General features: G+C 57.7%; 11 protein-coding genes. 9 read left to right on the forward strand and 2 right to left on the reverse strand.

The window, feature by feature from the left end; genetic code table 11:
- On the forward strand, positions 1-339 hold the full coding sequence (locus EXR70_02610; protein ID MSP37372.1) for a hypothetical protein: 339 nt from the start codon (positions 1-3) through the stop codon (positions 337-339).
- Positions 340-533: 194 nt separating this feature from the next.
- Here the strand turns inward: EXR70_02610 and EXR70_02615 are convergent, their stop codons facing one another.
- The gene (locus EXR70_02615; protein ID MSP37373.1) at positions 534-1,616 is read right to left on the reverse strand and encodes an extracellular solute-binding protein; all 1,083 of its coding nucleotides are present in this window, start codon (positions 1,614-1,616) and stop codon (positions 534-536) included.
- A gap of 138 nt (positions 1,617-1,754) precedes the next feature.
- Between EXR70_02615 and EXR70_02620 the strand changes: the two genes are divergently transcribed.
- Complete coding sequence (locus EXR70_02620) at positions 1,755-2,843, forward strand: hypothetical protein (protein ID MSP37374.1); 1,089 nt, start codon at positions 1,755-1,757, stop codon at positions 2,841-2,843.
- A gap of 279 nt (positions 2,844-3,122) precedes the next feature.
- On the opposite strand, the gene EXR70_02625 is transcribed toward EXR70_02620, so the two are convergent.
- On the reverse strand, positions 3,123-4,754 hold the full coding sequence (locus EXR70_02625) for a GAF domain-containing protein (GenBank protein ID MSP37375.1): 1,632 nt from the start codon (positions 4,752-4,754) through the stop codon (positions 3,123-3,125).
- 238 nt (positions 4,755-4,992) lie between these two features.
- Here EXR70_02625 and EXR70_02630 point away from each other — a divergent pair, with 238 nt between their 5' ends.
- The 7 genes from EXR70_02630 to EXR70_02660 all read left to right on the forward strand — a co-directional run bounded on the left by EXR70_02630 (position 4,993) and on the right by EXR70_02660 (position 14,265).
- Entirely contained in the window at positions 4,993-7,182 is a 2,190-nt protein-coding gene (locus tag EXR70_02630) for a PKD domain-containing protein (GenBank protein ID MSP37376.1), read from the forward strand.
- A 512-nt stretch (positions 7,183-7,694) separates the two neighbouring features.
- Positions 7,695-9,542, forward strand: coding sequence for a hypothetical protein (locus EXR70_02635; GenBank protein MSP37377.1), 1,848 nt, complete (start codon positions 7,695-7,697; stop codon positions 9,540-9,542).
- Positions 9,543-9,717: 175 nt separating this feature from the next.
- Positions 9,718-10,395 (forward strand): class II aldolase/adducin family protein, encoded by a 678-nt coding sequence (locus EXR70_02640; protein MSP37378.1) that lies wholly within the window; start codon positions 9,718-9,720, stop codon positions 10,393-10,395.
- A 69-nt stretch (positions 10,396-10,464) separates the two neighbouring features.
- Positions 10,465-11,148, forward strand: coding sequence for a class II aldolase/adducin family protein (locus EXR70_02645; protein MSP37379.1), 684 nt, complete (start codon positions 10,465-10,467; stop codon positions 11,146-11,148).
- On the forward strand, positions 11,145-12,092 hold the full coding sequence (locus EXR70_02650) for an isocitrate lyase/PEP mutase family protein (GenBank protein ID MSP37380.1): 948 nt from the start codon (positions 11,145-11,147) through the stop codon (positions 12,090-12,092). Before EXR70_02645 ends, EXR70_02650 begins: the two co-directional genes overlap by 4 nt.
- Before the next feature lie 60 nt (positions 12,093-12,152).
- Positions 12,153-13,151, forward strand: a complete 999-nt coding sequence (locus tag EXR70_02655; protein MSP37381.1) for an ABC transporter substrate-binding protein — start codon at positions 12,153-12,155, stop codon at positions 13,149-13,151.
- Between the two features lie 34 nt (positions 13,152-13,185).
- Positions 13,186-14,265 carry an LLM class flavin-dependent oxidoreductase gene (locus EXR70_02660; protein MSP37382.1) on the forward strand — a complete coding sequence of 360 codons (1,080 nt, stop codon included), beginning with the start codon at positions 13,186-13,188 and terminating at the stop codon, positions 14,263-14,265.
- Positions 14,266-14,338 lie beyond the last annotated feature (73 nt).

Below are 14,338 nucleotides of genomic sequence, written 5' to 3' on the forward strand. Positions count from 1 at the left end.
TTGTACAATCTCGTCAAAGCCTGGGTGGCAACCAAACCCCGCCAGGAACTCTGGCAAGGGCTGCGCCACATCGACTACTTCGGCGCGCCGATCCTATCCATGGGTGAAGTCATCGAAGACGAGCATATCAAGGAACGCAAAGCGTTCGTCGACAGAAATCATCCGGTGGCCGGCCCAGTGAAATTGCTCGCGCCATGGATTCACATGTCGAAGACCCCCACCAGCATCCGCGCCGACGCGCCGCTGTTGGGCCAACACACCGACGATGTGCTGGGCAATGTCCTGGGCCTGAGCGGCGCGCAGCTAAGCGACCTGCGCGCCGGCAAAGTCATCAAGTAGCGAGAGTCTCGGATTCGGATTTTTCTCCCGCAAAGGTGCTGGGACGCAAAGGTAAGAAAATAACGACTGTCATTTCGACCGAAGGGAGAAATCTCTCCGATCTTCGACGGCTTGGTCCGGATGACGGGCCTTGCCCGTCACTTAGCGCCTTTGCGCCTTTGCGAGAGACAATCCGACTCCGAATCTTCTATCCCTTACTTCAAAAACTCTTTCTGAAAATAATCAGTCCACTCGTTGGCTTTCTCGTGCATCGTTTCCGGGCTGATGTAGCTGGCGCGTTTGAAGCGGCCGCCGCCGGGTTTGAGGTCGGCCTGGCGCGCCGGCACGTCCGGGTGTGACGGCAGGTAGTTGGCCGCTTGAATGATCCGTTGGCCTTTGCGCGACAACAGGAAATCGAGAAACAACATCGCCGCGTGGGGATGGGGTGAATATTTCGCTAGACCGATGGTGCTGATGGTCGCCGTCACCGGCTCCAACGGCAGCCACTCCACCGGCGCGCCGGCGGCCTTGCTGATGTAGGCATGGTGATTGAAAATTTGCAGCGCCATCGGATATTCGCCGGCGATTACTAAATCCAACACCTGGCGCGCGCTGGCGGTGGTCTTGGCGATATTTTGCTGTTTCAGCTTTTGCAAATACGCCTTGCCGGCCTCCTGCCCCATGGTGAGAAGAATATGGCCGATGAACTGCGGCCCGCCCGAGCCCCGGCTGGTGGACCACATGATCTGGCCTTTCCAACGCGGATGGAGCAAGTCCTCGTAGCTCTTCGGCACATCGGCGGCTTTGACGTTGCGCGTGTTGTAGGCCGCGGTCATGAAATAGACGTTGCTGCTCGCCCAAAAACCCTTGGGATCTTTGAGTTCCGGCGGATACTCGGCCAGCTGCGGCGAAGTGAAACGCTGCATGAAGCCCGCCTGCTGGATCATCGTCGTCGAGCCGCTGCCGCTGATCAGGTCGACGTCGTAACGCTTGGCCTGATATTCGAGCAACATCTTTTGCGCGACGCGCTCCGAGTTGCCGCGAAAAAATTCCAGTTGAACGAACGGATAGTCTTTTTCGAAAGCTTCCTTCAACGGCCGAACCACCTGATCGACGATCAGTCCGGTATAAAAATTAATCTTGCCTTCCTTCTTGGCGCCTTCGACGAGAGTCTTTTCCCGGTTGGGCGACTTGAGCAACGCGATCTCTTCCACGGTGGCGGCAAACGGCGATCCCGCCCATTGCAGCGCCAGCACTAAAGCACCGACCGCCAATTGGTATGTTCCGCGCTTCATCATCGCAATCTCCAGCTCAAAATAAACTCGTCAAACTCTAATCTTAGCGCCGCATCTTTATCAAGCCGGCGGCTGGTTTGACAGCGCCGCATCACTGCCATAATTTGTCGAAGTGAATCGGCAAGCGAAAAGGATAAACCCATGCGTGTGATCGATTGCGACGCCCATGTCGAAGAGTGCGTCGAAACTTGGCAATATCTCGACCCGGAATTTTATTTACTGCGGCCGATCCCGCTGACCTTTCCCGAAGACACCTGCTTTGGCTGGCACAACGCCGCCTGGGTGATCGATTACAAGCTGCGCTTTTTCGCCGCCAACCCGACGACCATGGCGCGGGCGTCAAAGAAAGACGTATCGATCCCGGTGCAGGAAATGCGCGATGTCGAAACCCGCATGCGCCACATGGACGAGTTGGGCATCGACACCCAAGTGGTCTTTCCGTCCATCTGGTTGGGCTGCTTGGCCGAGAACGTCGAACTGGAAGCCGCGCTGGCGCGCAGCTACAACCAATTCATGGCCACCCAATGCGCTCAATCCGGCGGTCGCATCTGGTACGTCGCCATCGTCCCCTGGCGCCGGCCGGAGATGGCGGTGCAAGAAATCCGCCGGGTGAAAACTCTCGGCTCGGCCGCCGGCATCTACGCCCGCGGCATCGAGTGGGACCGGCCGCTCACCCATCCCGAGCACTGGCCGATTTTTGCAGAGGCGGCGAAGCAAGATTTGCCGGTGACGGTTCATGTCGGCAACGGTTCCAGTCCGATGATTCGGGAAATGTTTCAAGGTGTGCCGCGGCCAACCTACGAAGACGGCCGCCCCCATATCCATCCCCTCGGCAAAGGCATCGTCAGCGGGCCGTACGTCCTCTACGCTTTCCAACAAATCTTAGGCTCGACACTGCTCGAAGATTTTCCCAAACTGCGGGTGGCATTTTTAGAAGCCGGCTCGGAGTGGACCACGCGCTTGATCAAAGGTTTGCGCGCGAGCAAGAAAACCAAGATCGATCAGTGGCTCGCCGAGCGGGTTTTCGTCTCCTGCGCCATGGACGACGATCTGCCCTACATCATCGGCAAGAACGGCGACGACTTTCTCGTCACCGCCACCGACTTTCCCCACGGCGACGCGTTCCGTCAGGATCAGTTGGCCAACGGCCTCAAAGCGCGCGGCGATCTGAGCGACGAAACCATGGAAAAGATTCTCTCGACTAATCCCCAGCGGCTGTTTCATTTTTAGGCGCTTCAGGCTTTTGTCTGGATAGCGCGTCACGTCCAGTTTGTTTTTTTCACCACGAAGAGCACAGCGCGGCACAGCCGCAACCAAACGGGAAAGAGTTTTCACCACGAAGGGCACGAAGGGTTAGGAAAATTTTTAGTCCGAACTTCGTGCTCTTCGTGTCCTTCGTGGTGAATAAGTCTTCACGGTAAACCCGGAAGAACCCATTTTTTAATATTTCGTAGGGGCGACCGGCGGTCGCCCTTGGTCACGGGTGAGAATGACGGCTCGAAGAACGAATCAGCCGTTCGTAGCCAGGCGAAAAATTTCCGCGTCGCGAAACAGTTGCAGCAGATCGCCGTCGATGGCGCCATGCTTGACTTCGTCGAGCAGTATATCGAGGGCGCGCTCCCGCGGCACGGCGCGTTTGTAGGGGCGGTCATTGGCCGATAGGGCGTCGTAAATATCTGAGATCGTCATCATCTTCGACTGGAACGGAATCGCCGGCGCCGCCAGATTGCGCGGGTAACCGGTGCCGTCGAGTTTCTCATGATGCGCCGAAGCGATCTCGGGAATATTTTTAATTTCCTTGGTCCAAGGGATCTGGCGCAAAAAACTCTGGGTGTGCGTGACGTGGGATTGAATCTGCAGCCGCTCGTCGTTATCCAGGCTGCCGCGGTCGATGGAAAGTAATTTAACTTCCGCGCTCGCCAACAGCGGCTGCGGTTGGCCCGCCGGATCGATGAACTGGCGCGCCGCCAGCTCGGCGAGCTGGGTAAAATTGCCCTCGCGCATCACCGTCGGCTCGTTGCAGCGCACGATGAATTCGAGAAACTCATCGAGCTCACTCAATTGCGCGTCGAGTTCATTTTGAAACTCAGCCTGGCGGGCGAGAAATTCGGCCCGGCCTTTGGCCAAAAGATAGGCCAGCTTGCGCTCGCTCTGTTCATGCTCCAGCGCTTTGCGCACATAGGCGAAACGCTGGCGGATCAGATCTAATTGCCGGGGATAAAGCTTTTTGGCCTTGACCAGCACCTCTTCGCGCACGCCGACCTTACCGAAATCATGCAGCAAGGACGCGTAGCGAATCTCTTTCATCTCGGCGCGGCTGAAACGAATGTCGCGGAAAGCCTGGCTATCGGCGCGGTCCACCGCCTCAGCCAATCCTACGGTTAGATCGGCGACGCGAAAGGAATGGCCGGAAGTGGTCGGATCGCGCGACTCGATGGCGCCCACCGAAGCGCGCACGAAGCCCTCGAATAAATTTTCGATGCTGTCATAGAGCCGGTTGTTCTCGATCGCCACCGCCGCCTGGCTCGCCACCGAGCGGAGCATCGGCCGGCATTGTTCGGGATAGGACGCCACGACATCGTCGACGGTTTGGCGATCAACGCGCGAATTAATGTCGCGCTTAAAATTGATCAGTTGGATCACTCCGGTGATTTCACCGCGCGGATGTTTCATCGGCACCACCAACATCGACTTACAACGGTAACCGCTGTCCTCGTCGAATTTGGGATTGAAGCGAAACGGCAACTCCGGCGGGATCTGATAAACATCCGCCAAAGCGATCTCGTCGCCGGTGCTAGCGACGTAACCGGCCAGACTCGAACGATCGATGGCTAACAGCGATTCGGTAAACGGCACCGACACGCTGTCATTCTGAGTGATTTTGAAACGCAACGAGCGTTCGCCGCGGTCGTTCTCTTCGGTTAGATAAAGCGAGCCGGCGTCGCTGTTGGTGATCTCGCGGCACTTTTGCAGCATGAAACGGAGCAGCGCCTCGCGATCTTTTTCGGTCGACAGCGCGATGCCGATCTCATTGAGCTGAGCGATTTCCCAACGAGCGCGATCGAGATCCTGTTCAAGCTCGACCTGGCGCGCGGGACTGATCGCAGTTAATTGTGGGGATAAATCCCGGCCATGAGTCATAAATAGAAATATCTCTTCGACCGACGCTGAAAACCTATCCGAAAAGCGCCCACAGCGTCAACATGTCAGTCCATTTGCGGCGGCCACGGACAATTCACCTGGCAGCGATGACATAATTTAGCAGATCTTTGGCGTTAAACTGCTTTCGCCTACACGGCAAACCCTCGGCATGGTTTCTGCTCGTTTCCCCGCCCGTAGTCGAATCATTGTATCCAACCAAAAAACGGGGGCCAAGATTATGGTCTGTTCAAGTCGTAGCTACTTATCCCGCTTAATTCGTACCGTAGTCATTTTTTTCGCGCTTGGCGCCGGCGCGCAGAATCCGCCAGCGACGATCAACGTCGACGTCAATTTGAATCGCCGGCCGATTAATCCGAACATTTACGGCGTTGCCCATGCGACTACCGCGCAGTTAAACGACTTGAACAGCCCACTCAACCGCAACGGCGGCAACAACACCAGCCGTTACAATTGGCAGTTGAACGCGGACAATCGCGCCAACGATTGGTATTTCGAAAGCATACCGGAACCGAGCGCCGTGGCCGGTGAGCGCGGCGATACATTTATCGCAAATGCCAAGGCAGCCAATGCACAAGCAATGCTCACCATTCCGACGCTCGACTGGATCGCTAAGCTCGGAGCGAATCGCGGCAAGTTAGCGAGTTTTTCCATCGCCAAATACGGCGCCCAAACCGGCAACGACTGGCAATGGTTCGCGGACGCCGGCAACGGCATCCGCAGTGGCGGCGGTTACGTCACCGGCAACAATCCCAACGATGCCAACGTCGCGTCGAACTCGACGGTGCAGCAAAGCTGGGCGCAGCATTTAGTCAACCGCTGGGGCGCCAACAGCAACGGTGGTTTGCGCTATTACATTCTCGACAACGAGCCGAGCATCTGGCACGCCACGCATCGCGACGTCCATTCCACTGGCGCGACCATGGATGAGATCAAGAACAAAATTATCGACTTCGCCGGCAAGCTCAAAATCGTCGATCCATCGGCCCTGGTGGTTGGCCCTGAGGAATGGGGTTGGAGCGGTTACACGCTCAGCGGCTACGATCAGCAGTACGGCAGCTTGCACGGCTGGAGCAATCTTCCCGATCGCGTCGCCCACGGCGGCTGGGATTACTTACCCTGGTTGCTCGATCAGCTGCGGCAAAATGACTTAGCCACCGGCAAACGCTTGCTCGATATTTTTACCGTGCATTACTACCCGCAAGGCGGGGAATTTAGCGACGACACTTCGACGGTGATGCAGCTTCGGCGCAATCGCTCGACGCGCTCGCTGTGGGACCCTAATTATATCGACGAAAGCTGGATCAACGACCGCGTCAAGTTAGTGCCGCGCCTGCGCGACTGGGTGAACGCCTACTATCCCGGCACGCTCACCGGCATCACGGAATACAACTGGGGCGCGGAAAATCATATCAACGGTGCCACCGCGCAAGCCGACATCTATGGCATCTTCGGCCGCGAAGGCTTGGACATGGCGGCGCGCTGGACCACGCCGGATGCCAGCACGCCGACTTACAAAGCGATGAGACTTTATCGCAACTACGACGGCAACAAGTCGACCTTCGGCGATGTCAGCGTCGCGGCAACGGCGGCGAATCCCGATAACGTCACGGTCTTCGCCGCCGAACGCTCCGCCGACGGCGCGCTGACGATCATGGCGATCAGCAAGTATCTATCCGGCACGACCGCGGTGACGCTCAATCTCGCCAATTTTCCCCATAACGGCAGCGCCCATGTCTGGCAGCTCGGCGCGACCAATGCGATTAATCACCTGGGCGATGTCAATTTCATCGGCGGCAGTTTTAACTACACGCTGCCAGCCCAGAGTATCACACTTTTCGTTTTGCCCGCGGCGAGCGGCAACCAAACGCCGGTGGCGGTCATGTCGGCGCAACCCGGTTCAGGCACCGCGCCGCTGAATGTTGCCTTCACCGGCAGCAGCTCGACCGATGGCGACGGCTCCATCATCGCCTATGTTTGGAATTTTGGCGATGGCGCAACCGCTTCCGGTTCCACCGCGAATCATCTCTACAGCGCGCCGGGCAGCTACCTCGCGCGCTTGACCGTCACCGACAACCAAGGCGCGACCAACTCGACCACTACGACGATCCAGGTCAACGCCAGCTTGCCGAGCGCACCGAGCAATCTAACGGCAAGCACGATCTCGCGCAGCCAGATCAATCTAAGCTGGTCCGACAACGCCAACAACGAAACCGGCTTTAAGATCGAACGTTGCACCGGTGCCACTTGCACCAACTTCGCGCAAATTGCCGCGGTGGGCGCCAACCTAAAAACTTTTGCCAATAGCGGCCTCAAACGCAACACCGCCTATCGCTATCGCGTGCGCGCTTATAACGGCGTGGCGGATTCAGCCTATTCAAATATCGCCGGTGCGATAACCGCGCGCTAGGCGAATCGGAAATTGCACTACGTAGGACACGAAGATCACGAAGTTCGGGGTGATTATTTTCCTAAACCTTCGTGCCCTTCGTGCCGTCGTGGTGCAAACAAATTTTTCAACGACATAACAAACTTACGGTGAGCGATCGAATCTCCATCGACTCCAAAAAACGCTCGAACATTGCCTAAACCACGCCGCTGGTGAAACCACACGCAAGCGACGCCAATCTTCGCCCGCAATTCTGAGCAGGACCAACGCACGTTCCCACCTAAGCGTAGCGAAAGGCCGCCGCCAGCAACTCAATCCTCGCCCAGCCGTCCAATTGTGTCGAACGCTTCGGCCAGCGGTGGAAACAATCAGAGAGCGCCAAGTGACATCGGGTAAGAACGATGAAAAAGAATTTTTCGTACAGCGGCTGGCATAGCACGTGCTCCATTAGCGAGAAACCAAAGTTTCCAGGTCGGTGATGACGCGGATGGGGTTGCCCCTCCAACGCGCTCGCCAACGAACCAGAAGCGCCCATGAAAGGATTTTTTATCATGAAGCCAAAACCAGTTGGAGCGAAACGCTTTGTCGCATTTGCATCGGGTCTCTTGTTGTTTTTGTTCGCCGTGGCGCTGCACGCCCAAAGCCATCCCCATTTATTCAAAACCCGTCCAGTGCCGACCCAAGCTGGCCAAAATGGGCAAAGCGCTCTGCTCGGCGATATCGATCAAAATTTTTTAGGGAACGGTCCCGAAAACATGACCATCGTCCTTCCCGGCAAAGCCGACCTGCTGGTCAATCGCGAACATCATCAAGCGCGCGGCGCGCGCAGCTTGGTCTGGCGCGGCGCCGCCCAAGGCGACTCCAGTCACAAAGTTACATTGACCGTTCACAAAGGCATACTGCTCGGCCATATTCAGCACGGCAACGAGATTTTTACTCTGCGGCCGGCCGCCAATGGCCGCACCGTCGTCGAGAAAATTAATTCCTCCAGTTTCGCGCCGGAGTGGGGCCATGATCAGCATACCCATGGCAAAGAGATGGTGCCGCCAGTAAGCGGTTCGATTGATGATCAAAGCACCACGACCACTGCACCCGCCGTGGCGGCACTGGGTGCCACTACCGAGATCGTACTCATGTCGGTCTATACGCCGCAAGCGCGCGCCGCCGGCGGCGGCACGACGCAGATCCAGGGGCAAATTCAGGCCGCCGTCGATCAAGCCAATAGCGCCTTCATCAACAGCAACATGATCGGCCGTTATCGTCTCGCCTATGCGGGTGAAGTTGCCTACAACGATTCCGGCGTGATCACGACCGATTTGAATTGGGTCACTGGCGATGCCGGCGTGGCTTCGTTGCGCGATAGTAACGCCGCCGACATGGTGTCGCTGATTACCGCCAACGGCGGCGGCTACTGCGGCATCGGCTGGGTGCAGAGAAATCCGGGCTCCGGTTTCGCAGGGTACGCGTTTCAAGTCACCGCCCAAAGCTGCTTGACGAACCAGACTTTAGCCCACGAGCACGGCCACAACCTCGGCATGGAACATAACCCGGAAAGCGCCGGCGTGACTCCGGACCAGGCCTCCTATCCATACTCGTTCGCGCACTGGGTCAATGGTCAATTCCGCACGATCATGTCGTACGATGTTTGCAGCTTGGGTTGTCCGCGCGTTTTGAATTATTCCAATCCCGATGTCCTCTACAACGGCGTCGCCACCGGCGTGCTCGATCAACGGGACAACGCGCAAACCGCCGATAACACCGCAGCCATCGTCGCGGCGTTCCGCTCCGGCGGCGCCGTCACGGTAAACAATCCGCCGGTATTCACCGGCAATCCCATCGTCAAGCCCGACGCGACTCAAGGCGCGGCGTATTCCAGTACGCTCGCGGGCAGCGCCAGCGATGCCGACAACGATACGCTGAGCTTCAGCAAAAGCGCTGGGCCGGCTTGGCTGATCGTCAGCGCCAATGGCGCGCTGAGCGGCACGCCAGGGTCCATCGACGTCGGGCTCAATAACTTCACGGTCACTGTCTCCGACGGCCGCGGCGGTTCCGCCAGCACCACGTTGCAGATCAACGTGGCGGCACCGCTGATCACAGTAACGCCAACATTGACCGCGCCAACGAATTTAGCCGCAGCCTCCATCATGTCACGGCGCATCGATCTGTCCTGGGCGGACAACTCAGGCAACGAAAGCGGCTTCAAGATCGAGCGCTCGAATAACGGTTCGAGCTTCTCGCAGATCGCCACGGTGGGTGCCAACGTGACGACTTTCTCCGACACCAAGCGCCCCTCGGGTAGAACCTATTACTACCGCGTGCGCAGCTTCAACAACACAAACAACTCCGGTTATTCGAACATGGCTCATATGATGGCGAAGTAATCCCACAGGTTCGAAACCAGAAGGTTTAACCAACCGGCTCGGCGTACAACGCCGAGCCGGTTTTTTTTCGCCGCTGTAAACCGATAATTCTCCCGCGAAAACCAACCTAGCCGTGGACATTCTTGGCGCCTTGGCATAAGTCATTTGGCACAGCCGATAAAAAGGAACTGTGCCCATGGACATCGATCAGCTCAAGCAAGACATCGTCACCGCCAGCCACATTCTGCATCAGCAGGGCATCGCCGCAGCCTTTGGCCACGTCAGCGCGCGCATTCCCAGCACCGACACTTATATCTTTCCACCGCGCATGAGTCCCGCGCTGGTGCGCAGAGATAATCTTTTAACCCTCGATGTCGAAGGCAATCAGTTAAGCGGCGAAGGCCGGCCCAATACCGAGTTTTGGATTCACGCGCGGATTTACAAAGCGCGACCCGATGTTCAATCGGTCTGCCATGTTCACCCGCCGAGCTGCGTCGTGCTCGGCGCCCTCGGTGAAACCATCCGGCCCCTGCACGCCTCGGGAGCGGTGTTTAAAAATGACGTGCAAGTCTTCGATCCGATCACCTTGATCCGCACCCGCGAGCTCGGAGACGAAGTCGCCAAGACCCTCGGCAAACATGGCGCCATGTTGCTGCGCGGCCATGGCGTCAATGTCGCGGACAAAGATGTCCGGCGCGTCTGCGTCATGACGCTGTGGATGGAAGAGGCGGCCAATTATCAGCTACGCGCCATGTCGGCCGGCAAGCCGCGCTATTTTACGCCGGAAGAATTGGCCGTGATTTACGCCCAAGTTTCCGGCGAAGAAGTTTCCAACCGCGCCTGGGAATATTTTAGCAGCCGCGTCGAATCTTGATCGCCAAAGGGTTGAGACCGGCCAGCGCATCACGATATTGTCGGTCGCAACACTACGAGGGGAAAAACCATGGTACTGAAACACATTGAGCTACGCCAAGCGGTCATCGATAGCGCCAATTTTCTGGTCCGCATCGGCGCGATCTCGATGAGCCATCATGGCAATTTTAGCGTGCGCGTGCCCGGCACCGAGACGATTTTGCTTACCGCTTCCAGTTCATTCGATAATCTCAAACCAGAAAATCTCGCCTTGCTCGATCTCGACGGCAAACTGATCGAAGGCGAGATCAACCCGACCAACGCGGAAATCGTCCACATGCACGCCATCGTCTACAAACAGCGGCCGGAAACCGGCGCGGTGGTGCACACCCATTCGACCTACGCCACCAGCTTCGCCATCGCCAGCCGCGCGCTCGGCTGCTCCTACGAAGCGCTGGTGCGCAACGACATGGCGGCCGGCGTGCCGCTTGCTAAATACGGCCCGCGCGGTTCGAAGGAATCGGTCGCGAATATCGCCGACGCCTTGAGCGCCAGCAAAAACACTAAAGCGGTGCTGCTGGAAAATCACGGCGTGCTCGCCTTCGGCGCCGATCCCGCCGCCGCGGCGCGCGCCAACTTGATCGTTGAAGAAGCGGCGCAGATGGCGATCTACGCCGAAGTCCTCGGCGGCGCCAAGATGATCCCGCCGGAAATGTTAAAAGCTACGGTCGGCCGGCGCGACGAATTCGCCCGCGCCGGCGTCAAAAAAGCATGACGCAGGGGCAACCCGCCGGTCGCCCAAATCGATATCAGCAGAACATCACGATTAGGAAATTCGAAAGGAAGAAAGAAAAAATGGAAATGACCGCAGGTGAAAAACGCAAAGCATTGAAGGCGATGATGCAGCAATCGGTCTGTCATCTGGCGCCCAGTTGTAACGATGGAATTCAAGCGCGCTTAGTCGAATGGCTCGGCTTCCCGCTCGTACATATCTCCGGCAGCGGCCAACACCGCTCGCTCGGCTTCGCCGACGCCGGCCTGCTGACGCTCACGGAAATGATCAACAAAGCGCGCGACATCGTCGACGCGGTGAACATCCCCGTGGTCAGCGACGCCGAGACCGGCTATGGCAACGCGGTCAACGTCTATCGCTCGGTCAGAGAATTCGACCGCGCCGGCGTCGCCGCGATTCACATCGAAGATCAGCTGACGCCCAAACGCGCCGGCCACGAAGGCTTCGATGTCGGTTTGATTTCCAGGCAGGAATTCGTCGCTAAGATCAAAGCCGCCGTCGACGCGCGGCGCGATGAGAATCTAATCATCATCGCGCGCTCGGAAGCCAAGGACTCGCTGCAAGAAAGACTCGAACGAACTCAAGCCTGCATCGAAGCCGGCGCCGACGCTTCCTGGGTGAGCGCGCGCACGGAAGAAGAAATTTTGGCCTACGCCAAACTCGACAAGCCATTGGTCGGCGTCCCACCGCGCGGCGTCATGACCGTGCAACGCTACGGCGAACTGGGCGGCCGGGTCGGCTGCATTCCGACGGTGCTCCAAGTCGCCATGCTGCACGGCATGCGCCAGTGTTTGGAAGAGTTGAAAAAAAGCGGCACCGAAGCCGCCTATTTCAAAAACACACCAGGCATCGAAGACACTCGCAAGTGGTACGCCAACTTGGGCAACGCCGAACTCAAAGAGCTGGAAAAGAAGTACGGCTATTAACCCGCGAGCCAAAGGCGCTCATTCGCATTGGCGAGAGATTCGAACCGAACTGGAGAGCAAATGCTGAGAGCAAGAAACGTTGGGCAAATGTTTTTTGCCGCAGCGCTTTCGCTAGGCGTTGCGCAATCGGCGCTGGCCCAATTGACGAAGATTAACGTCGGCTACAGCGCCATCAGCGGCGACGCTTTGCCGGCGTGGCTGGCCAAAGACGCCGGCATCTTCGAAAGAAACGGCCTCGACGTTCAGCCGGTGTTTTTTACCGGCGGCACCACCGCCGTCATGGCATTGGTTTCCGCCGATACACCGATCGCCCAGTTGGCTGGACCGGCGGTGGTGAATTCCGTGATGGCGGGTTCCGACGCGACGATCATCGCCGGCGGCGTGGTCTCGCTCAACTATTATTTGCAAAGCCGCCCCGATATCAAAACTCCCGAGCAGCTCAAAGGCGGTTCGGTGGCGGTCAGCCGCTTCGGCTCGTCGTCCGATTTCATCGCCCGCTATGCGCTGACGAAGATCGGTTTGACTCCCGGCAAAGATGTCACCATCGTGCAGATCGGCAGCACCACGGCGCGGGTCGACGCCGTCATGGCCGGTCGGGTTCAAGCCACGGTAGTCAATCCACCGGCAAGTATCATCGCATCAAAACGCGGCATGAACACGCTCGCCGACCTGCCCAAGCTCGGTCTAGTCTATCAACACACCGCGGCGGCGACCTCGAGAAAGTATATCCGTGAAAATCGCGATGTCGTCCGGCGCTATGTGAAATCGCAAATCGAAGCGGTGCATCGAATCTATACCGACAAGGAAAGCGCGATCAAAGCCTTGGGCCGATTCATCGGCCGCACGGTCGAGCGCGATGTCTTGGAAAAAACCTGGGAGAATTTAATCAGTGAAGCGGTATTGCCAAAAAAACAATATCCGTCCATCGAAGGGCTGAAAACCATTCTCGCCAGCGAGCCTAAAGCGAAGTCGCACAATCCCGAAGACTATTTCGACGCCAGCTTCGTCAAGGAATTGGATCTCAGCGGTTACACTGACAGCCTCTACAAGAAACGCTAGTTAAAATTCGCGCAATGCCGGGCTAAAGCTTCGAATGAAATTCGCCCACTTCTCCCATGTCTGGAACAAGCCGGGAATGACCGCGGCGCAGCGCTACGAACAATTGTGGCGCGAGCTCGGCGTCTGCGATGAGCTGGGCTTCGACTTCGGATTCTGCGTCGAGCATCACTTCAACCCGCGCGAAAGCTGGATGCCGTCGCCGTCAATCTACAGCGCCGCGGCGGCGATGCGCACCAAACAATTGCGCATTGGCACCATGGGCTATATCGCGCCGCTCTACGATCCGCTACGCATCGCCGAAGATGCCGCGGTGTTAGATAACGTACTCAACGGCCGCTTGGAGCTTGGATTGGTATCGGGCATCGTGCCGGACTTCTTCGGACCGTACAACGCCGATTTTCAAAATCGCCGGGCCAACACCCATGAAGCGTTGGCGATCATAAAAAAAGCGCTGTCCAGCGACGGTGCCTTCAGCTTCACCGGCGAATCGCGCCAGTATCAAAACGTCACGCTCGGCGTCAAGCCGCTGCAAAAGCCCCATCCGCCGATCTGGATTCATTCCCGCGATCCCGAAACGCTAGCGTTGCTCGCCCGCGAGGGCGTTCACACCGGTTATTTATTTCTCGTGCCGCGCGCCGATGTCGCGCCGCGCTACCGTGAGTACTTGCGCTTGTGGAATGAAGCCAATCACCCGCAGAAGCCGAATATCGGTTATTGGATCTTAGTCTACGTCGACGAAACCGATGCCAAAGCCGTGGCCAAAGCGAAACCGTTGTTCGAATACTGCTTCACAAATGTTTTCGGCACGAGAGCGGAGGGCGGCGTCGGCTACCAGCGGCTAGCGGAAAATCACGCCAAGCGCGGCGATCCCGGCGGCGCCGAAATCGCGCTGCACGCCATCGACGTCGACTATCTGCTTGAGCGCAATCTCGCCTTTGTCGGCTCGCCGAAAACGGTCATCGAACAAATCAAGCAAGCCGCCAGCGAAGGGGTTTTTAATACCGTGATGGCCGAGTTCAACATCGGCGCCATCGCCGAGGACGACCTCATGCGCTCGATTAAACTATTCGGCAAAGAAGTGCTGCCGGCGCTGCGCGGCTTCGAGCCGTACTAAATAGACTATGATTCACCACGAAGGCACGAAGGACACGAAGGTTTCGGACAAAAATATTCCGAACTTCGCGATC

This window comes from Deltaproteobacteria bacterium (genome assembly GCA_009692615.1).
In the GTDB taxonomy this organism is placed as follows: domain Bacteria; phylum Desulfobacterota; class Binatia; order UBA9968; family UBA9968; genus DP-20.